This window comes from Anderseniella sp. Alg231-50, assembly GCF_900149695.1.
Taxonomy (GTDB): Bacteria; Pseudomonadota; Alphaproteobacteria; order Rhizobiales; family Aestuariivirgaceae; genus Anderseniella.
The window spans coordinates 1,256,279-1,281,247 of record NZ_LT703003.1 but is presented as its reverse complement, the minus strand read 5'-3'; the positions used below and the strand labels follow the sequence as shown (position 1 = coordinate 1,281,247).

Sequence of the window (24,969 nt, the reverse complement as noted above, 5' to 3'; positions counted from 1 at the left end):
TCATGATGCTGCCTCCAGTGCCGAGATCGCCTCGCTCATGGCAACCGTCTTTTTCGCGATGTCACAATGTAACAGTTCGACCATCCGGCCATTGAGATTGATGGCGCCAAGGCCGGCATTCTCCGGCAGGGCAAACGCCGCAATGATGTCATTGGCCGCTGCTATCTGCTCCGGCGATGGCGCAAAGGCCGCATTGGCCGGCGCGATCTGGCCCGGGTGGATCAGTGTCTTGCCGTCCATGCCGATCAGGCGGCCCTGCTCGCATTCGCTGGCACAGCCTTCATCATTCCTGAAATCGTTGTAGACGCCGTCGACAATCACCAGGCCATAGGCGCGCGCTGCCGCCACGCAGGTCATCAGCCATGGCAGCATGGCAACCCGATCGCCGCCCAGGCCAGCGCCGGTTTCCTTGGCGAGGTCATTGGTGCCCATCACCATGCACTCAAAGCGGGCATATTCAGACGTCGCAGATGCGATTTCGCGCGCGTTCAGCATGGCCAGCGGTGTTTCCATCATGGCCCAGATGGATAGCGTTTCCGGCGCATCCGCCATTGCCTTGTCGACGGTTGCTATATCAAACGGTGTGGAAACTTTCGGCACCAGGATGGCATCCGGGCCAGCCTGCACAGCGGCTGACAGATCATCCAGGCCCCATTCGGATGTCAGCGAATTGATACGGATGACCAGTTCGCGCCTGCCATAGCCGCCCACCTTCACCGCCTCACACACGAAGCCGCGCGCTTCAGCCTTGGCCGACGGCGCAACCGCATCTTCCAGGTCAAGGATCAGCGTATCGGCGGCAAGCGTCTTTGCCTTTTCCAGCGCGCGGGTATTGGACCCCGGCATATACAAAACACTGCGGCGCGGCCTGACAGTCATGTAAGCTATTCCCCTGCACAATCTCCATGTGCGCCGTTCATAATATATTGCAGCGCACAATAACAAGGGTGGATTGATCAAAGCCATCTAGCCACCCTGCAACCATTCGGACATACTGACAGCTCACAAGTTTCCCGACACCGTTTGAAACCGCACAAACCCCATGGCCATCGTCTCCATCTCCTCGCGCATTTCACGCGGTTATATCGGCAACACGGCGTCCGCCTTTGCCGCGCGCCGTTTAGGCGTAGATGTTTGGGAAGTGCCCACCGTCACCTGGGCGCATCACCCAGGTCATGGCAAACCATCGGGCATGATCACCCCGGCCCAGGCCGTCACCGATATGCTGGCAAGCTTTGAACGGTCGGAGTGGCGCCGTGAGATCGACCTGGTGATGACCGGGTATTTCCGTGACGCGGACCAGGTTACGGCAACGGCCGATTTCATCAAGCGCCTGCAGGATGCCCGCCAGCAGTTTCAGGTCCTCGTCGATCCGGTGTGTGCTGATTCATACGGCACATATGTAGCGGACGAGGTTATCGCAGCGATCAAGACGCATCTTCTGCCGCTTGCCGACATCGCCATGCCGAACCGGTTTGAACTTGATGTGCTGACCGGTGACAAAAGCAGCGACAACACCTCTATGGTGCATGCGGCACGCTCCCTCGGGGCCGACACGGCTATCGTGACATCGGCCTTCCCGGACACGCTCGGCATCGGCAATCTGCTGGTCGAGGCCGGGTCTGCAACCTTGCATGAAACTCTCGCCTTTCCCGACCCGCCACACGGCACCGGCGACCTGTTTGCCGGCATATTCGCGGCCCGGATTCTCAAATCGTCGCCCAGGGATGCACTGCTGCATGCCGGCAACACTGCATTCCGGGTCGTTGAAGCCACGGCGCTGTCTGCAGGCGACGAGCTTGACCTCGCCGCCTGGAACGACCTGATCGACCAGCCGCCTCACACCGGCAACATAACCTCGGTGCGCTCCACCAATGCCTGAGAATTTGTTCGTTGGACTGGATGGCTGCAAGGCGGGGTGGGTGATGGTGTCGTGGTCCGGCAAGGCCGATGCAACACCGCGCGCCAGCATCATTCCGGACATTCGCACTGCACTGGACACTGACGCCACTCACATCGGCGTGGACATGCCGATCGGTTTTCCTTCCGACAGAACGCGGTCCTGCGAGGCTCTGGCGCGCCGGTATATCGGTCCACGCCGATCATCGGTCTTTCCGGTCCCCTGCCGCGATGCCGTCATGACCGATGATTACCGCGACGCCTGCGAAATCAACACCCGGATACTGGGCCGGAAGTTCCCCAAGCAGGCATTCATGCTGTTCCCCAAAATGCGTGAGGTCGATGCAGCCATCACACCGCAATCGCAGTCCCGGGTGTTCGAAATCCATCCTGAAGTGGCGTTTTGCGCCATGAATAACGGGTACGCAGTACAGCACGCCAAGAAAACCGCTGACGGCGCTGCGCTTCGCCGCGCGCTGCTGATGGCCGGCGGATTTCCCCTGGCCAGGCTGCAGCACCCGCAGTGGAAGAAGTCACAGGCCGCAGACGACGACATTCTCGATGCCTGCGCCTGCGCATGGTCGGCATGCCGTATCGCCAGTGGTCATAACATTGTTTTTCCTGCCATACCCGAGCTGGATGCCCGCGGTCTTCGCATGGAGATCAATGCATGACGCTCATGAGCAAGAAGCATGTACACCAAACACCTAATGTCTGTATTCAGTACGCCCCATTCTGACAGGAACCTTCATGACTGCCTTAGCCGCAACCGCCACTCCCGCCCCGCACAATGTCCTGCGCGGCAAGCCTGTAGCAGATGAAATCCTGAGCGAAGTCAGCTCAGGTGTCAGCGAGCTGGCCTCTGCCGGCTGGCCGGTCAAGCTGGTGTCCATGACCATCGGCGACGTGCCGGAAGCGGCACTTTATGTACGCAACCAGGCCCGGGTCGCGGAACGCGCCGGCATCCAGTTCGAGGAACGCAACTTTTCCGCTTCGATCAGCGCTGAGGAAATCACTGCAGCGATCAATGCCTGCAATACCGACCCGCGCATAACCGGCCTCATCCTGCAGCGCCCGGTACCGGAACACTTCAACATGCGCGCCCTGCAGACCGCCATCCATCCCATGAAAGACGTTGAAGGCATGCACCCCGCCTCCATCGGCAATATCGTGTATCGCGATCTGTCGCTGGGTCCGTGCACCGCCATGGCGTCGGTTGAACTGCTGCGCCGCACCGGTTTGAAACTGGAAGGCCTTGAAGCGGTTGTCATCGGCCATTCGGAAATTGTCGGCAAGCCGATCGCGTTCCTGTTGATGGCCGAAGGTGCCACCGTCACCGTGTGCCATCACATGACCCGTTCGGTGGCCATGCATGCACGGCGCGCCGACGCGGTGTTTGTAGCTGTCGGCAAGCCGAAGCTGGTGACCGCGGACATGATCAAACCGGGAGCCGCGCTCATAGACATCGGCATCAACCAGGTTGAGGTGGACGGTGAAATCAAAACTGTTGGCGATGTGGACTTCGATGCCTGCCTTGAAACAGCCGGCTGGATCACGCCCGTTCCCGGCGGTGTCGGCCCTGTCACGGTTGCAATCCTGATGCGCAATGCACTGGTTGCCGCGCGCGCACAAAAGAGCCACTATGACACCGGCTTCTCCACGCTATAGCAATCCTCCTCATCCAATCGCACACAGAACATGATCACCCAAAAAGACATTGAGCTCGCCTACGCACGCATTGCATCGCGCATCTGCCGCACACCTGTCATGCAGGTTGCACTGCCGGACATCGAACAGCCGGTCATCCTGAAACTCGAATGCTTTCAGTATTCCGGTTCGTTCAAGACGCGCGGCGCATTCAATTCGCTGATCGGCAATGATGCGGCGAAAACCGCAGGTGTTGCCGCAGCCTCCGGTGGTAATCACGGGGCTGCGGTTGCCTATGTGGCCCAGGCCCTGGGACTTGAGGCACACATCTTCGTGCCCTCGATATCTGCGCCGGCCAAGGTCGCCCGGATAAAGTCCTATGGCGCTGAAGTCATACAGGAAGGCGCAAACTACGCAGAAGCGCTTGCCTTGTGTGAAGCCCACATCGCCCGCACCGGTGCGGTCTCGGTTCATGCCTACAACGCCGAACCGACCCTTGCCGGCCAGGGCACGCTCGGCCTTGAACTGGAAGACCAGTGCCCCGGTCTCGATACGGTTCTCGTCGCCGTGGGCGGTGGCGGCCTGATCGGCGGCATTGCTGCCTGGTATGGCGAGCGCGCCAACATCATCTCCGTCGAGCCGGAAACCTGCACTGCCCTGCATGCCGCACGTGCAGCAGGCGCGCCTGCCAGGGTCGACGTTTCGGGTATCGCTGCCGATTCGCTCGGCGCATCGGAGATCGGCGCCATGGCTTTTGACATCGCGCAGGTTCATGTCGATGACAGCCTGCTGGTGTCCGATGAAGCTATTGCAGCTGCCCAGATGTGGCTTTGGCACAATCACCGCATCATGACCGAACCCGGCGGCGCAACGGTGCTGGCTGCCTTGCTGGGCGGAATTTACAGACCGAAAGACAATGAAAAAATCTGTGCCGTGATATGCGGCGCAAATGTTGATCCTGCGAAGTTCGCCGTTTAGATCAGTATGGTTTTTGATTAAACCAATCAAAAATCATAAAACTGATCGCTGTCAAAGTTGCTCCAGAGAAATTCACGCGACCCGGTTTTACCCAAAGAGGAGACGTCCAGATGGCTGCCTATATCATCGCGCGCATCGATGTAACCAATGCCGACCAGTATGAAAACTACAAGGCCGCGGCGCCTGCCGCGATTGCCAAGTACGGCGGCACCTATCTTGCCCGCGGTGGCGCGGTTGAAACCGTCGAGGGCGACGACGAAAGCCGCCGGGTTGTTATCCTGCAGTTTCCCGACATGGATGCCGCACGCACCTTCTACAACTCGCCGGAATATACCGCAGCACGCCAGCAACGCGCCGGCGCGGCCAACGGCCAGTTCGTCATTGTCGAAGGACTTTAAGGCGAAAACGCTCCGGCGTTCAGGCTGACATTTCCATCTTGGCACAGCCCAGGATGGGGCCGCCGCCGTCCACCTGAAGAACCACCACACACATGCTGTTCTGCTTGTTGACGATCTGCGCCTTGGGCAGGTTGAACGAGGCTGCCTCGCCCCGCCACATGCCAATCGGTGTCATCTGGCGAACCACGTTATAGTAATCGATGTTCCGGCCGGTGTTTTCACCACGCCTGATGGCCACCGAGACTTTCGGTTCGACCGACATCACCCAAACTGTCGATGACTGGATGATACGGTCCGTCGGGCCGCCGGCCACGTCGACATGCAGTTCGCCGCCTTTTGACGAGACCTTGATCGGCACAAAATAGGTATCGGGAACGCCGGCTTGCTGTTCAACTTCCCGCATCACCGCCTGCTTGTGCGAGCCGACCGCATGGGCGCGGCCATTGATCACCATTTGTGGCGTGTACACCCGGCCGTCACCACGCCGGACGGCGTATTCTCTCTGGCGCCGTGAAAATGCTGCCGAACCCAGGGTGTCGCGCCATCCGAGATAGTCCCAGTAATCGACGTTCATCGACACGCCGATCACGCCCGGGCGCTGGATCAGCTCACCCATGAAGGCGTCGGCAGGCGGGCATGAAGAACACCCTTGCGAGGTGAAAAGTTCCACGAAAACCGGGGTCTCGCGCGATGCCAGAGCCGGTCCGGATACACCTGTCGCAGCGGTCGCTGCGATGGCCGCACCACCGGCAAGCAACCCGCGGCGGGAGATATGTGTCAATTTGTCCATGCGGTGACTTATGACCCAACTACCATTCAACTGCTACTCACGAGTGAGTGAGTAGTTATCGATATTCCTCAAACCGGCGGCGTGACGCGATCATCACGCCGCAAACTCATGCACCTGCGGTCACGCTGCCAACTGGCGCAGCACATAAGGCAGGATGCCTCCATTGGTAAAATAGTCCAGTTCATCTGCAGTATCGATCCGGCTCTTGACCGTAACGGTTCTGGTCTTGCCGCCAGCTGTGATTTCCACGTCGTAAGTCTGCTGTGGCTTCATTTTGCCGTCAAGCCCGTTGATGGTAACGGTCTCGTCGCCCTTCAGGCCTAGCGCTTCCCAGCTGTCGTCGCCCTGGAACTGCAGCGGCAGCACTCCCATGCCGATCAGGTTTGAGCGGTGAATTCGCTCAAACGACTGCGCTATCACGGCCCGCACGCCCAAAAGGCGCGTGCCCTTGGCCGCCCAGTCCCGTGACGAGCCGGTGCCGTATTCCTTGCCGGCAAACACCACCAATGGCACCTCTTCGGCCTTGTACTTCATGGCCGCATCATAGATCGCCATCTGCTTGCCGGATGGATAATGTTTCGTATAACCGCCCTCGACGCCGGACAGCATCAGGTTCTTGATGCGGATATTGGCGAACGTGCCGCGCATCATCACCTGATGGTTGCCGCGCCGGGCGCCGTAGGAATTGAAGTCGATGGGACGGATCTGGTGTTCTGTCAGGTAATCACCGGCCGGGCCTTCCGCCTTGATCGATCCGGCGGGGGAAATGTGGTCGGTGGTGATGGAATCCTTGAACAGGCCCAGAATACGGGCATTCACCACATTCTGGATCGCATCCGGCTCCATCTTCATGCCTTCGAAGTATGGTGGGTTCTGGACGTAGGTAGACGTTGATTCCCAGCCATATGTCATGCCGCCGTCAACCTTGATTTTGCGCCATTGGGCGTCGCCCTTGAACACGTCCTTGTAGCGGCTCTGATAAGCCTTGCGGGTCACGTTCTTGCGCACGAATTCGGCCACTTCCTTGGCATCCGGCCAGATGTCGGCCAGATACACCGGTTCACCTTTCGCTGTATGACCGAGCGGGTCGGTTGTCAGGTTGATGTTCATTGATCCGGCAAGCGCATAGGCAACCACCAGCGGCGGCGAGGCAAGGTAGTTGGCGCGCACGTCCGGGTTTACCCGGCCTTCGAAATTGCGGTTGCCCGACAATACCGAACAGGCCACGAGGTTATTGTCCTTGATGGCCTCGGAAATGTTTTCCGGCAGCGGACCGGAATTGCCGATACAGGTGGTGCAGCCATAGCCCACCAGGTCAAATCCCATCTTGTCCAGGTCCTTCTGCAGGCCGGAAGATTTCAGATATTCCGTCACCACCTGGGATCCCGGCGCCAGCGACGTCTTCACCCATGGCTTCACCTTGAGGCCGAACTTAGCGGCATTGCGGGCCAGCAGTCCGGCGCCGATCATCACCGACGGGTTGGAGGTGTTGGTGCAGGAGGTGATCGCAGCGATAACCACGTCGCCATGGCCGAGATCATAGTTCGCACCGGACACCTCATGGCGCTTTGCCATTTCATCAGCCTGCTTGAACTCGGTTTCCATGGCCGTGGCAAATGCTGATGTTGCTTCCGACAGGATGACCCGGTCCTGTGGCCGCTTGGGCCCGGAAATCGCGGGCACCACATCGCCGAGGTTCAGGTCAAGAGTTGAAGTGAACACCGGGTCCGGCGTGGACTTGGTGCGGAACATGCCCTGTGTCTTGGCGTATTTTTCAACCAGGTCGACCTGGGCCTTGGCCCGCCCGGTGCCCTTCAGGTATTCCAGTGTTTCATTGGATGCAGTGAAGAAACCGCATGTCGCACCGTATTCCGGGGCCATGTTGGCGATGGTTGCCTGGTCTTCCAGCGACAGGTTGCTCAGGCCGGGGCCATAGAACTCGACAAATTTTCCGACCACGCCCTTCATGCGCAGCATTTCGACAACCCGCAGCACCAGGTCTGTCGCGGTGGTGCCCTTGGCCAGCTTGCCGGTCAGCTTGAAACCCACCACTTCCGGGATCAGCATGGAAATCGGCTGTCCCAGCATGGCGGCTTCAGCCTCGATGCCGCCCACGCCCCAACCGAGCACGCCCAGGCCGTTGACCATGGTTGTATGTGAATCAGTGCCCACCAGCGTGTCGGGATAGGCAACTGTTGCCGCCTTGCCGTTGACCTTCTGCTTCTTGGTCCACACGGTTTTTGCCAGGTATTCCAGGTTCACCTGGTGACAGATACCGGTTCCGGGCGGGACAACCCTGAAATTGTCAAATGCGTCCTGGCCCCATTTCAGGAACTTGTAGCGCTCGCCATTGCGGTCATATTCCATGTTGACGTTTTTCTTGAACGCCCCTGCAGTGCCGAAGAAGTCCACCATCACCGAATGGTCGATGACCAGGTCCACCGGCGCCAGTGGATTGATTTTCTTCGGGTTGCCGCCGAGATCAACCATGGCATCACGCATCGCTGCCAGGTCAACGACGGCGGGAACGCCGGTAAAGTCCTGCATCAGGACACGGGCCGGGCGGAATGCGATCTCGCGTTTGGATTTTCCCTTGGCCTTGACCCATTTGGCCATCGCCTCGATATCGGTCTTGGTAACCGTGCGCCCGTCTTCGTGGCGCAGCAGATTCTCCAGCAATACCTTCAGGGACGAGGGCAGCGAGGAAATGCCGTCCAGACCGTTTTTCTCAGCCGCCTTGAGCGAATAATACACATACGCCTTGTTTCCCACCTTGAGGGTCTTGCGGCATTTGAAACTGTCAAGCGACTGATCGGTCATCTGGTATTGGCTCCGTGGAATTTTTGTGATGGCCGTCTTCTAGACAAATCTTTCGTCAAGTACCAGTGGCTCATACCAAAGGACGACACTTTCAACTGCGGTTTGTTTGCGCTACACACCGCTCGCATGAAGATCGTGGGGCAACAACTGGCATGTGAGCGCGGCGGGCGACTGGTGTTTGCCGGTCTGGATTTTGCCGCCAGTGCGGGCCGCATGCTGGTGTTGCGCGGGCCCAACGGTGCCGGCAAGACATCGCTGCTGCGTCTTGTCGCCGGCCTGGCCGAGCCTGCCGGCGGATCTCTGGCTCTTGAACAGTCCACCCTGCCCGCAGATGCACTGCTTGGCGAACATGTTCATTTCATTGCCCACCAGGATGCCATCAAGCTGCACCTTTCGGTCGCGGAGAACCTCAACTTCTGGGCCGGGTTTTTCGGCGGCGGTGATGTGGCCGGCGCAATGACTGCGATGAACCTCAGCGCACTGGGCGAGTTTCAGGCCCAGCGCCTGTCGGCCGGTCAAAAACGCCGGTTGGGCCTGGCCCGGCTTGCCCTGGTTGAAAAGCCCGTGTGGCTGCTTGACGAGCCGACAGTCGGCCTGGACACCGCATCACAGGAACTGCTGGCCGGGATGATGGTCCGGCATCTGGACGCCGGGGGCATCATCATTGCCTCCACGCACATAGAACTGCCGGTCAAGTCCAGCGATATTCTGGATTTTGCGAACCTGCCGAAACGGGCCGGATGAAATGACGTCAGCCTTCAAATCAGTCATTGCCCGTGATTTCACGCTTGCCGTCCGGCAGGGCGGCAGCATCGGCACGGCTATCGGCTTCTTTCTGACCGTCATTGTCCTGCTGCCGCTGGGCCTGGGCCCGGACCAGCAGCTTCTGCAGCGCATTGCACCTGGTGCCTTGTGGATCGCCCTGCTGCTGTCGGTGCTGTTGTCGGCTGACCGGTTGTACCAGGCTGACCATGATGACGGGTCCCTGGAAATCATGGCGCTTTCATCGACACCGCTGGAGATCGTCGTTCTGGCCAAAGCGTCCATTCACTGGCTCACGTCCGGACTGCCGCTGGCAATCGCGGCCCCGGTTCTGGGTTTCCTGCTCAACCTCGATACGGCGCTCATCGCGCCGCTGGGGATTGCCATGGTGACCGGTTCGCTGGCGCTGTCGCTGCTGGCCAGCCTGGGTGCCGCCATCACGGTCGGCCTGCGTCAGGGTGGATTGCTGGTCTCGCTTCTGGTGCTGCCGCTTTATGTGCCGGTGATGATATTCGGCGTTCTGGCCTCGTCGGGCGCCCAGTCCGGCATCGACAATACCGGCACAGCCCTTATCATCCTGATTGCCATTGTCTTGGCGGCTTTGGTTGTTACGCCGTTTGCCTCTGCTGCGGCGCTGCGCAGCTACATGCGCTGATCACCGCTGATTGACCGGCATGTGACCATGTCGCCATTGCGCGCTCTATCGGCTGGTATTACAGATTGTTGTTATGAGTTCGATAGAGAGATTTGCCAATCCTACCCGCTTCATGCGCCTGCAGAACACAGTCCAGCCGTGGGTGTGGATGATCACTTTCGCATTGTTCGGTGTCGGTCTGTTCCTCGGCCTGACACGGGCGCCCGCCGATTATCAGCAGGGTGAAACCGTGCGCATCATGTATGTTCACGTACCCGCGGCATGGTCAGCCCTGATGGTGTACACGGTGATGGCCGTTGCCAGTATCATCGGTATCGTCTTTCGTCATCCGCTTGCCGATATTGCGGCCAAGGCAGCCGCCCCGATTGGCGCGGCATTCTGCTTTCTCGCCCTTGCTACCGGATCACTATGGGGCAAGCCGATGTGGGGCACATGGTGGGTCTGGGATGCCCGCCTCACCTCCATGTTTGTGCTGTTTTTGCTGTATCTGGGCTATATTGCCATATGGCAGGCGATCGATGATCCGCGCAGCGCGTCCCGCATTGCCGCCATCGTCGCTATTGTCGGTTTTATCAATGTGCCAATCGTCAAGTTCTCGGTTGACTGGTGGTATTCACTGCATCAGCCGGCGAGCGTGTTCCGCACCGACGGCCCCACCATTCACCCGTCCATCCTGACTCCGCTGCTGGTGATGGGGCTGGCCTACAGTTTCCTGTTCCTGGCCCTGCACCTGATTTCCATTCGTTCCGAAATCGGCGCCCGCCGCATCCGCCAGACCGAGCTGGCCCGAACCGGCGCGTTGCAGTAAGGAGGTTCGGGACACATGGATTTTTCTGCTCCCCATATGGGCTTCGTTATTTCGTCCTATGCTGTCACGATTGTCGTACTTGGCGCGTTGGCATTGTGGATTTTCTCGCGCGCGCGCTCTGTAACCAGGCGTCTGCAGCAGCTCGAAGACGAAGGTGCTGACCGGCGCCGCAAATCAGGACAGGTTGAGCGATGAGCAATCAGGTCTCCGAAAATCCGCAAAAGCAAGGCCGTTCCTGGGTACTTGTGCCTGTTATGGTGTTTGCTGGCCTTGCAGCCATCTTCATGACGGGCCTGCAAAGCGGCGATCCCTCCAAATTGCCCTCTGCCCTGATCAACCAGCCGGCACCCTCGTTTGACCTTCCGGCCCTGGAAGGCCTTACGATCGACGGAACCGCGGTTCCCGGTCTCGCTTCAAAGAGCCTGGCTCAGGGCAAGATTACTCTGGTCAATGTCTGGGCATCCTGGTGCGGACCTTGCCGTGAAGAACACCCGCAACTCATGGAGATGGCAAAGCGCGACGACATCGATCTCACCGGTCTCAATTACAAGGACCAGCGTGAAAACGCCTTGCGGTTTCTCAATGCCCTGGGCAATCCGTACACAAGTGTCGGTGTTGATGCCAACGGCCGCACGTCCGTTGACTGGGGTGTCTACGGTGTGCCTGAAACTTTTGTGATCAATGGCGAGGGCACGATTGTCTATAAATTTACCGGACCGATCACCGAACGTGCCATGCGTGAGGATGTTATTCCGGCAATAGAAAAGGCCCGCCAGCCATAACTGGCCAGCGGGCCCCTCCATCTTCGCCCCGAGCGTCTCTGTTCACGAAAATGTGAACGGTTATTCAGCTTCGTCAAGCTTTTCCGACAGTAACTGAAGCGATGCAACGAACGCTTTGCGATTGCGTTCCGGCAGCGCTTCCACGAGTGCCTGATCCACCAGCGACACCTGTGGCTGCGCATTGATCAGCATGTCGCGGCCGGCTTCCGTCAACGAAACGAAGTTGACCCGGGCGTCCTTGTCACTGCGCTTGCGGGACAAATAACCATGGGTTTCCAGTCGATTCACCAGGTCAGCCAGCGTTGATCGATCAATGCCGGTTTCCTTCACCAGAGTAGTCTGGCTCTGGCCTTCATTGTGAAAAACTGCTTCTAAAACCGTGAATTGGCGCTGAGTCAGGCCGGATTTTCCACGGCGATCTGAATATAAATCAGCTGAGTATTGAGCGGCACGCTTTAACCAGAAGCTGACGGGCGCAGTGCCGTCCCTGTCATTGGATACATTACTAGAATCTGGACGATCATCCATAATATTAGCCCCCCGGCTTTGTTTAATAGTCACACTACTTTTTCACATGTGCACAATCTGTACACACTTCCTCTTGCATATACTATTCTTATCCGTATGTCTCACATTTTATTGTAAATCTTACCTTACGTAATGTGAAAAACCTTCAAATTTGCTCATCTTCGGGGTCTGGAAGCATGTGTTTCTGCATCAAAGGCAACTGCGCCAGCGCAAAAATCATGGTCAGCGGCATTGTTCCCCACACCTTGAACGCAACCCAGAAATCGGTGGATTGCGTACGCCAGACAAATTCGTTCAGGCCGGCAAGAACAAAGAAGAAAACACCCCATCGAAGCGTCAGCTTTCGCCAGCCCTGATTGTCGAGCGCAAAGGCAGCGTCGAACACATAGGCCAGCAGAGAACGCCCGAACGCCAGGCCGACCAGAAGGACCGCGCCGAAGAACACATTGACGATTGTCGGCTTGACCTTGATGAACGTGTCGTCCTGCAGCCATAGCGTCAGCCCACCCATCACAAGCACAACCACACCGGTGATCAACGGCATGATGGCCAGGTGTCTGCTGAGAATCCAGCTGGCCGCAATCGATGCCAGCATCACCACCATGAACACGGCCGTTGCCAGAAAAATCGGCTGCGGAAACAGGTTTTCAAGCCCGAAGCGCTCGATCAGCGCAGCGCCCTTGGCATTCACAAAAAAGAAAACCACCAGCGGCCCGAGTTCCAGCGCCAGTTTCAGCACCGGATTTATTTTCGGCTTGTCGGCAATCTCACTCAATGTCTTGTCCTTCCTCAGCCCCGGCAATGGCGCGGGCAAAGCCTTCAGCGTCAAACGGCTGCAGATCCTCGATTTTTTCACCAACCCCGATGGCATGAACCGGCAGGCCGAATTTTTCCGCAATCGCCACCAGGATGCCGCCGCGTGCGGTGCCATCAAGCTTTGTCATGATGATGCCGGTTACACCTGCGACCTTGGTGAACACTTCGGCCTGCGACACCGCATTTTGCCCGGTGGTGGCGTCCAGCACCAGCAGCACGGCATGCGGAGCTGCTTCATCCTTCTTCTTGATGACCCGCACGATCTTGTCCAGTTCGCTCATCAGGTCTGCCTTGTTCTGTAGCCTGCCAGCCGTATCGATCATCAATATGTCAGTGCCGTCTGCCTGGGCCTGTTCGAGCGCGTCATAAGCCAGGCCGGCAGCGTCGGCACCGGTCGGGCGTGACAGCACCTTGGCGCCGACCCGTTCGCCCCAGACCGTCAACTGTTCGATGGCGGCGGCGCGGAACGTATCACACGCGGCAATCATCACCTTGAAGCCCTCAGCCTGCGCAATCGCGCCCAGCTTGCCGATGGTCGTGGTCTTGCCCGCGCCGTTCACACCCACCACCAGAATGACGAATGGTTGTGTGTCTGCGTCGAAATTGAACGGTATCTCGACCGGTTTCAGAACCTTGACGATCTCGTCAGCCATGATCCGGCGCACCTCGCCGGGGTCAATCTCCTTGTCATAGCGCCCACGCGACACCTCCTCGGTGATGCGGGTTGCCATTGCCACACCAAGGTCTGCCTGGATGAGCACGTCCTCCAGATCCTGCAATGTGTCCGCATCCAGCTTGCGCTTGGTGAAGATGCTGGTGATGTTTGTCGTGAGCGATTTCGATGACTTCGACAATCCCTCGCGCAACCGGCCAAACCAGCCCTTGGGCTGTTCAGGCTCAGGCTCAGGCTCAGGCTCAGGCTCAGGCTCAGGCTCAGGCTCAGGCTCAGGCTCAGGCTCAGGCTCAGGCTCAGGCTCAGGCTCAGGCTCAGGCTCAGGAATTATTTTTGATTCGACTTCCGCCGCAACATCCAATTCCGGCTCCGGTTCAGTCTCGGCAGCCGGGTCAGGTTCTGTTTCAGGTTCAGCTACGGTTTCCGCTTGAACGATCTCTGGTTCAGGCTCTGCAGCAGGAACCTTCTTGGCTGGTTTTTTCTTGTCAGGCTTCGCCCTGCCCGTCGCTTTCTTGACCGGCGCCTTTACCTTCGGCTCTTCCGCTGTTTCCGGTTTCGCCGCCGGTTCAGGTGCCGCTTCCGGTTCAGGCGTGACCTCCGGTTCAGGTGTCGCCTCCGGTTCAGGCGCAGCCTCTTCCCTGGCGCCTGTAAAGCTTTCCTTCAGACGGCCCAGCAAGCCTTTTTTCTTTGGTGCGGCGTCAACTGCGGCTGCCTCGGCAACCGGTTCCGGCTCAGGCTCAGGCTCCGGGACAACCTCAGGAACCGGTTCCGGTTCAACAACCGGCTCGGGAGCAGGCAATTGCTCCTGCTCTACCTCTTCCGGGGGCTTTTCCTCGTCCTTCTTGCCGCCAATACGATTGAAAAGTTTCTTGAAAAAGCTCAAACAACCAGCTCCCCGGCCAGATCATGTCCGGCTGTCTGCAAAAGGCGCACCGATGCGATCTCGCCGGGTTTCATGCTGCGCCCGGCAATATCGACATTGAGATAATGCGGCGTGCGGCCGCGCGATTCGGTTTCAAACAGGACATCCCTGGTTTGTCCGACCTGTGACGTCACAAAGCCCGACAAGCGTTTTTCACCTGCAGAACGCAATGCTTTGGCGCGCGCCTTGATGTCGGCCCCGTTGACTTGCGGCATCTTTGCCGCCGGGGTGCCGGGCCGGACGGAATAGGGGAAAACATGCAGGAAGGTCAGCCCGCAGTCCTCTACCAGCCTGATCGAGTTTTCAAACATCGCATCGGTTTCGGTCGGAAAGCCGGCAATGATATCCGCGCCGAAGACCACATCCGGCCGCCTGCGCCGAACATCGTCGCAAAACCGGATGGCGTCGTCGCGCAGGTGCCGACGTTTCATGCGCTTCAGGATCATGTCGTCGCCCGCCTGCAGGGACAAATGCAGATGCGGCATCAGGCGCTCTTCTTCTTCGATCGCGATCAGCAGGTCCTCGTCAGCTTCAACCGAGTCGATTGACGAAATCCGCAAGCGCTGCAGCTCCGGCACGGTTTTCAGTATCCGCCGCACCAGGTTGCCCAGGCTGGGCTGGCCAGGAAGGTCTTTGCCGTACGACGTGATATCAACTCCCGACAGCACCACTTCAGGACAGCCCGACGCCACCAGCGTGCGGATCTGGGTCACCACTTCACCGGCACCCACCGAGCGCGAATTGCCACGCCCAAACGGGATAATGCAGAATGTGCAGCGATGGTCGCATCCCGTCTGCACTTGCACGAATGCCCGCGTGCGCTCGCCAAAACCATCCAGCATGTGCAGCGCGGTTTCCCTGACCTCCATGATGTCATTGACCCGTACCGGCGTTTCGCCGGCCAGGCCGAAATCCATGGCGCTTTTGCGCCAGGTGTCTGCCTGGAGCTTTTCCTCGTTGCCGACGACGAGGTCCACCTCGTCCATGGCCGCAAATGCCGGTCCGTCCACCTGGGCGGCACACCCGGTCACGATAATGCGTGCACCCGGCCTGTCCCTGCGGGCCCGCCTGATGGCCTGCCGGGCCTGGCGCTGGGCTTCGGCTGTCACCGCGCAGGTATTGATCACGACTGCGTTGTCCAGACCGGCCGCATCGGTATGAGACCGCATGACTTCCGCCTCGTAGGCATTCAGCCGGCAGCCGAAGTTGACAATGTCGACCGGCTTGTTCACGGCGCTGCATCTTCCAGCACAGACAGGTCACCTTCGAAATCATAACTGACCGGCCCGGTCATCAGGATATGATCGCGCTCATCCCATTCAATCAGCAGGTCGCCGCCCGGCAGCGTAATGGTGACTTCACGGCCGCTCCGCTTGGTGCGCGCCGCCGACACCGCAACCGCGCAGGCAGCCGTGCCGCAGGCGCGGGTCAAACCGACGCCGCGCTCCCAGACCTTCACCTCGATTTGGGCGGGCGACAGCACACGGGCCAAAGAGATATTGGCCCGTTCGGGAAACATCGGGTGATTTTCCAGCAGCGGCCCGGTCTTTGACAGGTCCGTCACGTCGATATCATCCACCCAGAAAATCGCATGCGGATTGCCGACATTGACGACAGACGGCGTATGCAGGATGGGTGCATCAATCGGCCCGATCTGCAGTTCGATGCCGCGGGTATCATGAAATTCTTCGGCCAGCGGGATATCCTGCCAGCCGAATTTCGGCACGCCCATGTCGACGCTCACCAGGCCCGCATCCGCCTTGCGGCAGGCCAGGAACCCGCCCTTGGTGTCAATGGTGGCCGTATCGGCGCCGGTCTCGGAAAACAGGATATCAGCCACGCAGCGCGAGGCATTGCCGCAGCTTTCCACTTCATGGCCTTCGGCATTGTAGATCCGCATGCGCAAATCAGCCACGTCGGACTGTTCCATGACGATGAACTGGTCACAGCCGATACCGGTCTGCCGGTGCGACCAGGCATGAACCTGTTCAGGCGTGAAACGGCGCACCTCGGACCGGCCGTCAACAATGATGAAATCATTGCCCAGCCCGTTCATCTTGCGAAACGGAATATGTGTGTTCGTGCTCATTAAGCGCCTTATATGGTGAAAAGCACCCAACTTGCCAGAGGCAAGACGCCGTGGGCGCTTCATAACGGTGTGAGGCGCGTGCGCAGTGCTTAGTCGCCTACCAGCAAACAGAACGGCGCGAAGCACGAAGTGCTGAGCAAAGCCGTTCGCCGGGATATACAGGATAAGATTGACCTTTGACTGCAATTACCCTATTGAACCGGCCACTCCAGATGCCAAAATGAATTGGCAGGCTTACTGACACATGGAACGGTTTCAACCGCATCCGGGAGGTCAGGGGTCCACATCCGTCCGCGAAGGTTCGTGCACGGGTGCCATTTCGCTTTGCGTAACCGGTTTGGGAAACAACAGATGTTTGAAACACTTCAAGATCGCCTCGGCGGTATATTCGACAAGCTGACAGGCCGTGGTGCCTTGTCGGAGGCTGACGTCGACACCGCCATGCGTGAAGTGCGCCGCGCCCTGATCGAGGCAGACGTCGCGCTTGAAGTGGTTCGCAACTTTATCGAGCAGGTCAGGGAACGGGCAATCGGCAAGGAAGTCATCAAGTCGGTGACGCCGGGTCAGATGGTCGTCAAGATCGTCAATGACGCCATTGTCGACATGCTGGGCAAGGAGCCCGAACCCCTTAACCTGAAGGCGGCACCGCCGGTGCCGATCCTCATGGTCGGCCTGCAAGGCTCCGGTAAGACCACCACAACCGCCAAAATAGCCAAGCGGCTTCTTGAGCGTGACAAGCAGAAGGTCATCATGGCCTCGCTGGACACGAGGCGGCCTGCCGCGCAGGAACAGCTTGCCATCCTGGGCGAGCAGATCTCGGTCGACACGCTGCCCATCGTGAAGGGCGAGGACCCGGCGGCCATCACCAAACGCGCCATGTCGGAAGCCAAGAAGGGCGGCTATGACGTCGTCATGCTGGACACCGCCGGGCGTCTCTTCATCGATGAAGAGCTCATGGCGGAAGTGCAGACGGTTCGCGATATTGCCAAGCCTGCCGAAACCCTGCTGGTTGCCGATGCCCTGACCGGCCAGGACGCGGTCAACCTGGCACGCTCCTTTGATGAACAGGTCGGCATTTCCGGCCTGGTCCTGACCCGTATTGACGGTGACGGCCGCGGTGGCGCGGCATTGTCGATGCGCGCCGTTACCGGCAAGCCGATCAAGCTGCTGGGTACCGGCGAAAAACTCGACGGCCTGGAAGACTTCCACCCCGAGCGTATCGCATCGCGCATTCTCGGCATGGGCGACGTGGTCTCGCTGGTTGAAAAAGCCGCCCAGACCATAGATCACGACAAGGCAGCCAAGATGGCTGCCCGCATGAAGAAAGGGGTTTTCGATCTCGAAGACCTCGCTGATCAGCTCAAGCAGATGCAGAAAATGGGCGGCATGTCGGGCCTGATGGGCATGATGCCCGGCCTCGGCAAGATGAAGAAGCAGCTTGAAGATGCCGATCTCGACAATTCGGTGCTCAAGCGCCAGCTCGCGATAATCTCGTCGATGACGGCAAAGGAAAAACGCAACCCGAAACTCATGAATGCCTCGCGCAAGAAGCGTGTTGCCAAGGGTTCCGGCGTTGAAGTCCAGGAAATCAATCGTCTGCTCAAAATGCATATCCAGATGGCCGGCATGATGAAGAAGATGGGCAAGGGCAAAGGCGGCATGCTCGGCAAGATGATGGGCATGGGCGGCGGTGCCGGCATGCCGTCAGCCGAAGAAATGGAAAAAATGCAGGCCGAGCTTGCCCAGATGGATCCCGATGCAGTGCCGCCGGAGCTGAAGGAACTCGCCAGCGGCAAGATGCCGAAAATGCCGGCTGGACTGCCCGGCATGGGCGGCGGCATGCCCGGGCTTCCGGGCCTCGGCGGCAAGGGCGGATTGCCCGGCCTCGGCGGTGGTGGCGGTTTCAAGGGCCTGCCCGGTTTTGCCAAGAAAAAGAAATGACGACGAATTCGAAAAAATTCAACCAGACATGTGAACACCCAAGGAGAATTTGGACATGGCATTGAAAATCAGACTGGCCCGTGGCGGCTCAAAAAAGCGTCCTTACTACCGTATCGTAGTAGCCGACGTGAATGCACCGCGCGATGGCCGCTTCATCGAGAAGATCGGCACCTACAACCCGTTGCTGCCGAAGGACTCGGAAGATCGCGTCAGTATCGATGTTGATCGTGCAAAACACTGGATGAGCGTCGGCGCCAAGCCAACCGACCGCGTGCTGCGCTTCCTGGATGCGCTCGGTCTCGAAAAGCGCGAGCCTCGCAACAACCCGAACAAGGCCAAGCCGGGCAAGAAGCGTGTGGAACGTGAAGCAGCCGAAGCCGAAGCAGCGACCGCTGCCAAGGAAGCTGCTGAAGCCGAAGCTGCTGCTGCCAAGGAAGCTGCCGCAGCTCCTGCTCCTGCGGAAGAAGTTGTGGCCGAAGCGCCAGCTGAAGAAGCACCGGCCGAAGAAGCAGCCTCTTAAGGGGATGGTGCCTGAATGCCTGAGCATTCACGCATTGTGCTTGGCGTCATAACCGGCGTGCATGGTATTCAGGGCGAGGTGAAGCTGAAAAGCTTCACCGCCGAGCCTGAAGCCATTGCGTCCTATGGCCCGCTGGATACTTCAAACGGCACAGTGCTCAAGATAAAATCACTCAAGGTCCACAAGGACCAGTTTCGTGCCCGCATCGAAGGTGTAACCGATCGCAACACGGCCGAGACCCTGAGGGGACTTGAACTGTCCATTGCGCGCGACCGGTTGCCGGAGCCGGAAGACGACGAAGTCTACCATGCAGACCTGATCGGCCTTTCCGTACTGGATCAGACCGGCACCCGGATCGCGACGGTGGTGGACATCGTCGACTTTGGTGCCGGCGAGCTGCTCGAACTGAAGCTGCACGATGTAAAATCCACCGTGCTGATGCCGTTCAGCCGGCAGACCGTGCCGGACATCAGCCTTGACGCCGGTACCCTGACTATCGATCCTCCGGACGGACTGCTGGGCGACGATACCGAATAACCCGGGCCGGCAACCATCCTCGTGGTTTCCGCAAGAACTCTTGAAGAAGGCCACCGCCTGAACATGCCATTCCTAGCGACAGTGCTGACGCTTTACCCGGACATGTTTCCCGGGCCGCTCGGCCTGTCCATGGCAGGCCGGGGCCTGGAGGACGGTATCTGGTCGCTTGAGGCGCGCGATATCCGCCGGCATGCAACCGACAAGCATGCGTCGGTGGACGACACTCCGGCAGGCGGCGGTCCGGGCATGGTGTTGAAACCCGATGTGCTGGCTCGTGCCATCGACGCGGCAACCACGGCCGAAGATACCCGGCCCCGGCTGCTGATGAGCCCGCGTGGCAGACCGCTGACGCAAGACTATGTACGGGAACTTTCCGCCGGCAGCGGCGTCATGATCGTGTGCGGCCGGTTCGAAGGGGTCGATGAGCGGGTTATCGAGGCGCGCGGCCTGACCGAAGTGTCGGTGGGAGATTACGTGCTGTCAGGCGGAGAGCCGGCAGCCCATGTCGTTCTGGATGCAATCGTGCGCCTGCTGCCCGGCATTATGGGCAATGCCGCATCCGGCCATGACGAAAGCTTCGAGCGCGGACGCCTTGAACATCCGCAATACACCAGGCCTCGTGAATGGGAGGGCCTAGAAATACCGCCGGTTTTACTGTCCGGCGACCATGCCGCCATCACGCGCTGGAAGCAGGAACAGTCGGAAAAACTGACCAAGGCGCGCAGACCGGACCTCATTCGGCCAAAAGACTAGAAACAAATAACCCAAATATGCGGATAGACATTGACTTTTGCACCTTCACACGGGTAAAGACCCGCATCGCAAGATCATCCGGCGGTCCGGCTCAGGCCATCAGATTGCCGAAACATGATTGTATCTGAAAATGTTGGAGCGACTTGTCTGCATTGAAATCGATGCGGGCCGCACCAAAAAGGAATTCGTCCGATGAACATTATCCAGCAGCTCGAGCTCGAGCAGGCGCAAGCCATTACTGCCAAACGCGAGATTCCGGAATTCGGCCCCGGCGACACTGTCGTTGTCGCTGTGCGTGTGACCGAAGGTGAACGTTCGCGTATCCAGAACTATGAAGGCGTCGTGATCGCCCGGGCAGGTGCCGGCATCAATGAAAACTTCACCGTGCGCAAGCTGAGCTATGGCGAAGGTGTGGAGCGGGTGTTCCCGATCTACTCGCCGCTGGTTGAAGGCGTAAAGGTTCTGCGCCGCGGCAAGGTTCGCCGCGCAAAGCTGTATTACCTGCGTGGCCGCACCGGCAAGCGCGCACGTATTGCTGAAAAGAAGCGGTCAATCGTGATCCCGGGCGCCGCTGAAGCAGCAGCAGCCAAGGCTGAGGCAGCAAATGCACCCCAGGTGGTTGATGATGTATCGCTGATTTCCGGCGTTGGTGACGTGCTCGCTGAAAAGCTGGCCGGCGAAGGCGTGACCAGCCTGACCCAGATCGCCAAGTGGAAGAAGGACGACATTGCCGATTACGACGAAAAGCTGTCGCTCGGCGGTCGCATCGAGCGCGACGAATGGATTGTTCAGGCCAAGGAACTGCTGGAAGGCAAGGCACCGCGTGCCAAGGTTGACCAGGAAGCTGCCGAAAAGTCCGCCGACGCAGAATAAGCAGCAGCACTGAGGAATTATAAAGGGCCGGGACCTGTTCCCGGCCTTTTCTGTTGGCCCCTTCAAGCACACAACAAAGCCCGCCAGGCATTTTCTGGCATGGAGAACGGCCTGCCGTAGGCAGATAAGCTGTTCGACCGATTACGTCCTAACGGCCTGCCGTAGGCAGATAAGCTGTTCGACCAGCTACAACCCAAACAGCCCGCCGAAGGCGGGTAAGCTGTTCGACCAGCTAGAGTCCACAACCCCTACCGCAGGCAGATAAGCCGTTCCGATGCCCAAAACCGTCCAAAAATACCCTATTTCAGCCCACGCATCGGCATATTGGAATGTTGGAATACATCATTGAAAGGGCTTGGGGGCCATGAGTAATGGAGTTTTTATCATGGCCACAGATTATCAAAACGAGCATCGCTCATCACACGCACCTGATTATCGCACCCGCTCCGGCGGCTCAAACGGATGGCTCATCGGTCTGGCAGTGGCAATCCTGCTTGCAATGATCGCCTTCTTCTCGTTTGCAGGCTCTGATCGCCCGGCGATAACGACCGGCGCGACCACTGGAACAACCAGTGAGCAGGTCATCGTGCCGCCCGCAACGGAAAGCGCGCCTGCCGCTCAGGAACAGGCTGCACCGCCGGCTACAACCGCACCGGCGCAGTAACCTCTTAAACAGGGCGCGGCGCGCTCTGTGCAGCAGGACGGGTTTGCATAAACCCGCATTGCCTGGTGCGCGCCGCCCCGACCAACGGTCATTTCTTGCGCCACAGCATGTACATCCCCAGCGGTGGCGTGGCTTCGGCGTGCTCAAGGTCGGCGCAGAAGTTTGATATGTTGTGCCCGACCTCGTGCATATGCTGCAGTTCAAGTCCAACCCTGACAGCTGCATTGACGATATCCGACATCTTGTGGGTAAAGGAGTAGTGTGGTTTCGAGGCGTATTGCTCGTGGCCGAAATAATCCAGGCCCGTGGTTTCCACGAATGGGTCGGCCTGAAAGTAGGAATGCTCAAGCCTGGACGGCCCGCCGTTCTCATCCGGCTCATACATGAACAAGACCGGGTGCATTTCTTCCATGACCCAGTGCCCGCCGGGAACAATCAGATCTGAAACCGCAGAGAAAAACCCGTCCAGGTCCGGCATCCATCCGAGCACACCGATTGTGGTCATCACAATATCGAAGCGGCCTTTCAGGTCTGCCGGCAACGCATAGACATCCGCTGCCGCAAAGCTCACATCACTTGCGTGCCCGGCGATTTCAGCCAGCTCGCGCGCCTGTTCCAGAAAGACATCTGCCTGGTCAATCCCGAGGCATGCGCCTGCTCCCATGTTCTTCAACGACAACAGGTCCTTGCCATTATTGCACGCGACCTGAACCGCCGATCTGCCGGTGACGCCGATCCGCTCCAGCATGCTGATGACTTCATCTGCCAGGCAATTGTATCCGCCTTGCGCAAAGCGCTCGCGCAGCTGCGCCTGGTTGTGGGCCGCATGACGCGGAGCCGCCTCGTTCCAGGCCGCTTTGTTGGAGGCAACGAATTTTTCTCGATCACTCATGTGAAAGATCCTTGTCAATTCAGGAGGTGGTCCAAAGCCCCTTCCCCTGTGCCGTGTTCCGCTGTAGCACACACTCCATGTCCTTACCGCCTGATCTTACCAGTCTTCACCTTGTCGCCTTTGCCCTGCTGTTTGCGGCCTGGTGGCTTTATTCGCCAATTCTGTCCTTGTTCGGGCGCGGTACACTGAACGCGCAACTGGGTATCGTACGCCTGCGCTGGATGCGATTGTCCACCCGGCGCGCGCAACGGCCGTTTGATGCCATATTGCTCAACCAGATCATCAGTTCGGTGGCATTTTTCGGCTCTGCGTCACTGATCGTACTGGCGGCACTGCTCGGCACCTTTGCCAATGTCACATCGGTTCACGCCATCCTGTCACAACTGCATTTTGTGGCACCCATGAGCACTGAACTGCTGGCGGCGAACCTGTCCGTCGTCGTGCTGATCCTGGGGATCAGTTTCTTTGCCTTCACCTATTCGCTGCGCAAACTCATCTACACGGTCGCGCTAAGCGGCGGATTGCCGGACCAGGCGGAAGAAACCCCGCAATTCGCCATTCAGATCGACGCCACGGCCACCGTGCTGACGGAAGCCGTCCGCAGTTTCAACAATGGCATCCGCGGCTACTATTACGCGGTGGCCGCCCTGTTCCTGCTGCTGGGGCCGGTGCCGTGCATCGTTGCGACGTGCACCGTCATGGCAATGCTGTTCTACCGACAGACACTGACCACCACGGCGCGTGCCATCGGCACCTATGTGGATGCCGTGAACGAAGAAGAAAAACTGCGCAAATAAAAAACCCCGCAGGCCACGGGGGCCTGCAGGGTCTCGAAAACGTAACTGAAAGTCGCTGGACTTAAGAAGCGTCTTCCAGGTTGTCAGCAGACATCTTGCCGCTGCGCTGGTCGGTAACCAGCTCGAACTTGACCTTCTGGCCTTCGTTCAAGGTGCCCATGCCTGCGCGCTCAACTGCGGAGATATGGACAAAGGCATCCTTGGAACCGTCTTCCGGCTCAATGAAGCCGTAGCCCTTGGTTGTGTTGAAAAATTTTACTGTGCCTGTTGGCATGGTCGTAGTCCCTTCAAGGAGAAACCCGCTCATTCACACCTTGTGACGGCTGGGTCAGTACATTGCTCACATTGTCAGGAATAACGAAGTTAAACGGCGTACCGCATATCGAGGCATCATCAGACAAGTTCGGTCTATACACATCCGTATATGGTCGATTTTCACGTAAATTGCAATTGCTGTCCGAGAATAAACCTGAAAATGGCTAACACCGGAAACAGTTGCGAGCGTGTCCGGAGTTGGTCTAGGCAGCCACTTCGGCGGCTGCCTGTTCCAGAATCATGATCTCTACAATCGCTGTCTTGGCAATCATTGATTCACGGCCATCCTGGTGCCTGAACTCCAATATCGGGCTGTCACCGCTGAGAGCACGCTTGATGTCGCTGCTCATGGGCAGCAGCAGTGTACCGTTCACCGACCGCCCGTCACTGAGCACCAACTGAACATCGAAAGATTTTCTATCGCTTTCATTATTAAACATCGTACCGCATCCCTGTTGTTTTGCGGCCAGCTATACCAGCAGATGTTTTAAGCAACATTGAGCAAATTACTGGCGATTTTATCGATTTCATCAGTACTGCGCATATTTGTGTATTGGGTGGCCGGTACTTGTGCCGACGATGCCCAATACTCTCCGTAGCATGAATAGAACTTCCAGCCTGCGACAAATTGTGCCTTACTGGACGGGCACAAAACAAAAACGGAGGGTGCAATGTCTGCCAAAATAGTAATTGGCCTTGACGGGAGCGGTTCAGGGGAACGTGCCGTTGCCTTCGCCAAGAAGCAAGCAAAGCAAATAGGGACGTGCGAATTAATAGCTGTGTACGTGATCGAATGGTCACCCTACAGCTTCCAGACACCGGAGGAAAACGAACAACGCCACAAACGGCGAGAGGAAGAAATTGCCGCCGCCAACACCCGTGTTGTCTCGCCGGCTGTCGATGCCTTGAAGGCCGACGGCTTTTCCGCGCGCGGCGTGGTGAAGCACGGAGACGTTGCAGACCTGCTGAATGCCGTGGCTGTCGAAGAAGGCGCAGATCAGATTGTCGTTGCACGATCATCTGAAGGCGGGTTTGCAAGCCGCCTGTTTGGCTCATCAACTGCCAATCTCGTCATGACAGCAACTGTACCGGTAACGGTTGTCGGATAAG

Annotated in this window: 28 protein-coding genes and 1 pseudogene; 18 read left to right on the top strand and 11 right to left on the bottom strand. The window is 58.5% G+C overall.

Translation table 11 applies throughout. The annotated features are described in order from the left end of the window. Positions 1 to 879 (bottom strand): aldolase/citrate lyase family protein, encoded by an 879-nt coding sequence (locus DHN55_RS06105; RefSeq protein ID WP_108880445.1) that lies wholly within the window; start codon positions 877 to 879, stop codon positions 1 to 3. A 163-nt stretch (positions 880 to 1,042) separates the two neighbouring features. Between DHN55_RS06105 and pdxY the strand changes: the two genes are divergently transcribed. The 5 genes from pdxY to DHN55_RS06080 all read left to right on the top strand — a co-directional run bounded on the left by pdxY (position 1,043) and on the right by DHN55_RS06080 (position 4,922). Next, positions 1,043 to 1,882, top strand: coding sequence for a pyridoxal kinase (gene pdxY, locus DHN55_RS06100; protein WP_108880444.1), 840 nt, complete (start codon positions 1,043 to 1,045; stop codon positions 1,880 to 1,882). Further along, on the top strand, positions 1,875 to 2,573 hold the full coding sequence (locus DHN55_RS06095; protein ID WP_108880443.1) for a DUF429 domain-containing protein: 699 nt from the start codon (positions 1,875 to 1,877) through the stop codon (positions 2,571 to 2,573). The genes pdxY and DHN55_RS06095 overlap by 8 nt, the downstream gene beginning before the upstream one ends. A 76-nt stretch (positions 2,574 to 2,649) precedes the next feature. After that, a complete protein-coding gene (locus tag DHN55_RS06090; RefSeq protein WP_108880442.1) occupies positions 2,650 to 3,567 on the top strand; it encodes a tetrahydrofolate dehydrogenase/cyclohydrolase catalytic domain-containing protein in 918 nt (305 codons plus the stop codon). A gap of 30 nt (positions 3,568 to 3,597) precedes the next feature. After that, positions 3,598 to 4,524, top strand: a complete 927-nt coding sequence (locus DHN55_RS06085; RefSeq protein WP_108880441.1) for a serine/threonine dehydratase — start codon at positions 3,598 to 3,600, stop codon at positions 4,522 to 4,524. A gap of 110 nt (positions 4,525 to 4,634) precedes the next feature. Further along, positions 4,635 to 4,922, top strand: coding sequence for a DUF1330 domain-containing protein (locus DHN55_RS06080; RefSeq protein WP_108880440.1), 288 nt, complete (start codon positions 4,635 to 4,637; stop codon positions 4,920 to 4,922). Positions 4,923 to 4,941: 19 nt separating this feature from the next. On the opposite strand, the gene DHN55_RS06075 is transcribed toward DHN55_RS06080, so the two are convergent. Both DHN55_RS06075 and acnA read right to left on the bottom strand, forming a co-directional pair. After that, a complete protein-coding gene (locus tag DHN55_RS06075; RefSeq protein ID WP_108880439.1) occupies positions 4,942 to 5,712 on the bottom strand; it encodes a DUF1223 domain-containing protein in 771 nt (256 codons plus the stop codon). 120 nt (positions 5,713 to 5,832) lie between these two features. Beyond that, positions 5,833 to 8,532 carry an aconitate hydratase AcnA gene (gene acnA, locus DHN55_RS06070; RefSeq protein ID WP_108880438.1) on the bottom strand — a complete coding sequence of 900 codons (2,700 nt, stop codon included), beginning with the start codon at positions 8,530 to 8,532 and terminating at the stop codon, positions 5,833 to 5,835. Between the two features lie 126 nt (positions 8,533 to 8,658). Between acnA and ccmA the strand changes: the two genes are divergently transcribed. The 5 genes from ccmA (at position 8,659) to DHN55_RS06045 (ending at position 11,539) form a co-directional block, all read left to right on the top strand. Further along, positions 8,659 to 9,276, top strand: a complete 618-nt coding sequence (gene ccmA, locus DHN55_RS06065) for a heme ABC exporter ATP-binding protein CcmA (RefSeq protein WP_108880437.1) — start codon at positions 8,659 to 8,661, stop codon at positions 9,274 to 9,276. A 1-nt stretch (position 9,277) separates the two neighbouring features. Next, positions 9,278 to 9,949, top strand: a complete 672-nt coding sequence (ccmB, locus tag DHN55_RS06060; protein ID WP_108880436.1) for a heme exporter protein CcmB — start codon at positions 9,278 to 9,280, stop codon at positions 9,947 to 9,949. Between the two features lie 73 nt (positions 9,950 to 10,022). Continuing rightward, a complete protein-coding gene (locus DHN55_RS06055; RefSeq protein ID WP_108880435.1) occupies positions 10,023 to 10,757 on the top strand; it encodes a heme ABC transporter permease CcmC in 735 nt (244 codons plus the stop codon). Between the two features lie 15 nt (positions 10,758 to 10,772). Next, on the top strand, positions 10,773 to 10,952 hold the full coding sequence (ccmD, locus tag DHN55_RS06050) for a heme exporter protein CcmD (protein WP_337659971.1): 180 nt from the start codon (positions 10,773 to 10,775) through the stop codon (positions 10,950 to 10,952). Continuing rightward, on the top strand, positions 10,949 to 11,539 hold the full coding sequence (locus tag DHN55_RS06045) for a DsbE family thiol:disulfide interchange protein (RefSeq protein WP_108880434.1): 591 nt from the start codon (positions 10,949 to 10,951) through the stop codon (positions 11,537 to 11,539). The genes ccmD and DHN55_RS06045 overlap by 4 nt, the downstream gene beginning before the upstream one ends. Positions 11,540 to 11,599: 60 nt before the next feature. Here DHN55_RS06045 and DHN55_RS06040 read toward each other — a convergent pair whose 3' ends face one another. From DHN55_RS06040 to dapF, 5 genes are all read right to left on the bottom strand, one after another. Next, on the bottom strand, positions 11,600 to 12,067 hold the full coding sequence (locus tag DHN55_RS06040; protein WP_108880433.1) for a MarR family transcriptional regulator: 468 nt from the start codon (positions 12,065 to 12,067) through the stop codon (positions 11,600 to 11,602). A gap of 145 nt (positions 12,068 to 12,212) precedes the next feature. After that, positions 12,213 to 12,842, bottom strand: a complete 630-nt coding sequence (locus DHN55_RS06035) for a septation protein A (protein ID WP_337659970.1) — start codon at positions 12,840 to 12,842, stop codon at positions 12,213 to 12,215. After that, complete coding sequence (ftsY, locus tag DHN55_RS06030; protein ID WP_108880431.1) at positions 12,835 to 14,439, bottom strand: signal recognition particle-docking protein FtsY; 1,605 nt, start codon at positions 14,437 to 14,439, stop codon at positions 12,835 to 12,837. The genes DHN55_RS06035 and ftsY overlap by 8 nt, the downstream gene beginning before the upstream one ends. Then, on the bottom strand, positions 14,436 to 15,710 hold the full coding sequence (mtaB, locus tag DHN55_RS06025) for a tRNA (N(6)-L-threonylcarbamoyladenosine(37)-C(2))-methylthiotransferase MtaB (RefSeq protein WP_108880430.1): 1,275 nt from the start codon (positions 15,708 to 15,710) through the stop codon (positions 14,436 to 14,438). Before mtaB ends, ftsY begins: the two co-directional genes overlap by 4 nt. Continuing rightward, on the bottom strand, positions 15,707 to 16,567 hold the full coding sequence (gene dapF / locus DHN55_RS06020) for a diaminopimelate epimerase (protein ID WP_108880429.1): 861 nt from the start codon (positions 16,565 to 16,567) through the stop codon (positions 15,707 to 15,709). The genes mtaB and dapF overlap by 4 nt, the downstream gene beginning before the upstream one ends. A gap of 351 nt (positions 16,568 to 16,918) precedes the next feature. Here dapF and ffh point away from each other — a divergent pair, with 351 nt between their 5' ends. The 6 genes and pseudogenes from ffh (at position 16,919) to DHN55_RS05990 (ending at position 21,855) form a co-directional block, all read left to right on the top strand. Further along, complete coding sequence (gene ffh / locus DHN55_RS06015; RefSeq protein WP_108880428.1) at positions 16,919 to 18,508, top strand: signal recognition particle protein; 1,590 nt, start codon at positions 16,919 to 16,921, stop codon at positions 18,506 to 18,508. 55 nt (positions 18,509 to 18,563) lie between these two features. Then, complete coding sequence (gene rpsP / locus DHN55_RS06010; protein ID WP_108880427.1) at positions 18,564 to 19,028, top strand: 30S ribosomal protein S16; 465 nt, start codon at positions 18,564 to 18,566, stop codon at positions 19,026 to 19,028. 15 nt (positions 19,029 to 19,043) lie between these two features. Further along, the gene (gene rimM, locus DHN55_RS06005) at positions 19,044 to 19,565 is read left to right on the top strand and encodes a ribosome maturation factor RimM (RefSeq protein ID WP_108880426.1); all 522 of its coding nucleotides are present in this window, start codon (positions 19,044 to 19,046) and stop codon (positions 19,563 to 19,565) included. Between the two features lie 63 nt (positions 19,566 to 19,628). Beyond that, positions 19,629 to 20,318, top strand: a complete 690-nt coding sequence (trmD, locus tag DHN55_RS06000; protein ID WP_108880425.1) for a tRNA (guanosine(37)-N1)-methyltransferase TrmD — start codon at positions 19,629 to 19,631, stop codon at positions 20,316 to 20,318. Between the two features lie 192 nt (positions 20,319 to 20,510). Next, positions 20,511 to 20,921: pseudogene (rplS, locus tag DHN55_RS22240) on the top strand (50S ribosomal protein L19); the annotation flags it as partial. Positions 20,922 to 21,576: 655 nt separating this feature from the next. Next, a complete protein-coding gene (locus DHN55_RS05990; RefSeq protein WP_108880423.1) occupies positions 21,577 to 21,855 on the top strand; it encodes a hypothetical protein in 279 nt (92 codons plus the stop codon). Positions 21,856 to 21,943: 88 nt separating this feature from the next. Here the strand turns inward: DHN55_RS05990 and DHN55_RS05985 are convergent, their stop codons facing one another. Next, positions 21,944 to 22,747 (bottom strand): methyltransferase domain-containing protein, encoded by an 804-nt coding sequence (locus DHN55_RS05985; protein WP_108880422.1) that lies wholly within the window; start codon positions 22,745 to 22,747, stop codon positions 21,944 to 21,946. Positions 22,748 to 22,824: 77 nt separating this feature from the next. On the opposite strand from DHN55_RS05985, the gene DHN55_RS05980 reads away from it, so the two are divergent. Continuing rightward, positions 22,825 to 23,544 carry a DUF599 family protein gene (locus tag DHN55_RS05980; RefSeq protein ID WP_108880421.1) on the top strand — a complete coding sequence of 240 codons (720 nt, stop codon included), beginning with the start codon at positions 22,825 to 22,827 and terminating at the stop codon, positions 23,542 to 23,544. A 61-nt stretch (positions 23,545 to 23,605) separates the two neighbouring features. Here the strand turns inward: DHN55_RS05980 and DHN55_RS05975 are convergent, their stop codons facing one another. Both DHN55_RS05975 and DHN55_RS05970 read right to left on the bottom strand, forming a co-directional pair. Next, on the bottom strand, positions 23,606 to 23,818 hold the full coding sequence (locus tag DHN55_RS05975) for a cold shock domain-containing protein (RefSeq protein ID WP_108880420.1): 213 nt from the start codon (positions 23,816 to 23,818) through the stop codon (positions 23,606 to 23,608). 244 nt (positions 23,819 to 24,062) lie between these two features. Next, positions 24,063 to 24,299 (bottom strand): hypothetical protein, encoded by a 237-nt coding sequence (locus DHN55_RS05970; protein ID WP_337659969.1) that lies wholly within the window; start codon positions 24,297 to 24,299, stop codon positions 24,063 to 24,065. A 231-nt stretch (positions 24,300 to 24,530) separates the two neighbouring features. Here DHN55_RS05970 and DHN55_RS05965 point away from each other — a divergent pair, with 231 nt between their 5' ends. Continuing rightward, entirely contained in the window at positions 24,531 to 24,968 is a 438-nt protein-coding gene (locus tag DHN55_RS05965) for a universal stress protein (RefSeq protein WP_108880418.1), read from the top strand. The last annotated feature ends 1 nt before the right edge of the window (position 24,969 follow it).

Bases quoted from the DNA above. Each gene is read 5' to 3' on its own strand.
- DHN55_RS05970 (WP_337659969.1), bottom strand. From the start codon at position 24,299: ATGTTTAATAATGAAAGCGATAGAAAATCTTTCGATGTTCAGTTGGTG.
- ccmA (WP_108880437.1), top strand. From the start codon at position 8,659: ATGAAGATCGTGGGGCAACAACTGGCATGTGAGCGCGGCGGGCGACTG.
- DHN55_RS06085 (WP_108880441.1), top strand. From the start codon at position 3,598: ATGATCACCCAAAAAGACATTGAGCTCGCCTACGCACGCATTGCATCG.
- ffh (WP_108880428.1), top strand. From the start codon at position 16,919: ATGTTTGAAACACTTCAAGATCGCCTCGGCGGTATATTCGACAAGCTG.
- DHN55_RS06045 (WP_108880434.1), top strand. From the start codon at position 10,949: ATGAGCAATCAGGTCTCCGAAAATCCGCAAAAGCAAGGCCGTTCCTGG.
- rimM (WP_108880426.1), top strand. From the start codon at position 19,044: ATGCCTGAGCATTCACGCATTGTGCTTGGCGTCATAACCGGCGTGCAT.
- DHN55_RS06080 (WP_108880440.1), top strand. From the start codon at position 4,635: ATGGCTGCCTATATCATCGCGCGCATCGATGTAACCAATGCCGACCAG.
- DHN55_RS05965 (WP_108880418.1), top strand. From the start codon at position 24,531: ATGTCTGCCAAAATAGTAATTGGCCTTGACGGGAGCGGTTCAGGGGAA.
- DHN55_RS05975 (WP_108880420.1), bottom strand. From the start codon at position 23,818: ATGCCAACAGGCACAGTAAAATTTTTCAACACAACCAAGGGCTACGGC.
- DHN55_RS06095 (WP_108880443.1), top strand. From the start codon at position 1,875: ATGCCTGAGAATTTGTTCGTTGGACTGGATGGCTGCAAGGCGGGGTGG.
- DHN55_RS05980 (WP_108880421.1), top strand. From the start codon at position 22,825: ATGTCCTTACCGCCTGATCTTACCAGTCTTCACCTTGTCGCCTTTGCC.
- DHN55_RS06105 (WP_108880445.1), bottom strand. From the start codon at position 879: ATGACTGTCAGGCCGCGCCGCAGTGTTTTGTATATGCCGGGGTCCAAT.
- DHN55_RS06090 (WP_108880442.1), top strand. From the start codon at position 2,650: ATGACTGCCTTAGCCGCAACCGCCACTCCCGCCCCGCACAATGTCCTG.
- DHN55_RS05990 (WP_108880423.1), top strand. From the start codon at position 21,577: ATGGCCACAGATTATCAAAACGAGCATCGCTCATCACACGCACCTGAT.
- rpsP (WP_108880427.1), top strand. From the start codon at position 18,564: ATGGCATTGAAAATCAGACTGGCCCGTGGCGGCTCAAAAAAGCGTCCT.
- ccmB (WP_108880436.1), top strand. From the start codon at position 9,278: ATGACGTCAGCCTTCAAATCAGTCATTGCCCGTGATTTCACGCTTGCC.
- DHN55_RS06075 (WP_108880439.1), bottom strand. From the start codon at position 5,712: ATGGACAAATTGACACATATCTCCCGCCGCGGGTTGCTTGCCGGTGGT.
- trmD (WP_108880425.1), top strand. From the start codon at position 19,629: ATGCCATTCCTAGCGACAGTGCTGACGCTTTACCCGGACATGTTTCCC.
- dapF (WP_108880429.1), bottom strand. From the start codon at position 16,567: ATGAGCACGAACACACATATTCCGTTTCGCAAGATGAACGGGCTGGGC.
- ccmD (WP_337659971.1), top strand. From the start codon at position 10,773: ATGGATTTTTCTGCTCCCCATATGGGCTTCGTTATTTCGTCCTATGCT.
- acnA (WP_108880438.1), bottom strand. From the start codon at position 8,532: ATGACCGATCAGTCGCTTGACAGTTTCAAATGCCGCAAGACCCTCAAG.
- pdxY (WP_108880444.1), top strand. From the start codon at position 1,043: ATGGCCATCGTCTCCATCTCCTCGCGCATTTCACGCGGTTATATCGGC.
- DHN55_RS06040 (WP_108880433.1), bottom strand. From the start codon at position 12,067: ATGGATGATCGTCCAGATTCTAGTAATGTATCCAATGACAGGGACGGC.
- DHN55_RS06055 (WP_108880435.1), top strand. From the start codon at position 10,023: ATGAGTTCGATAGAGAGATTTGCCAATCCTACCCGCTTCATGCGCCTG.
- DHN55_RS05985 (WP_108880422.1), bottom strand. From the start codon at position 22,747: ATGAGTGATCGAGAAAAATTCGTTGCCTCCAACAAAGCGGCCTGGAAC.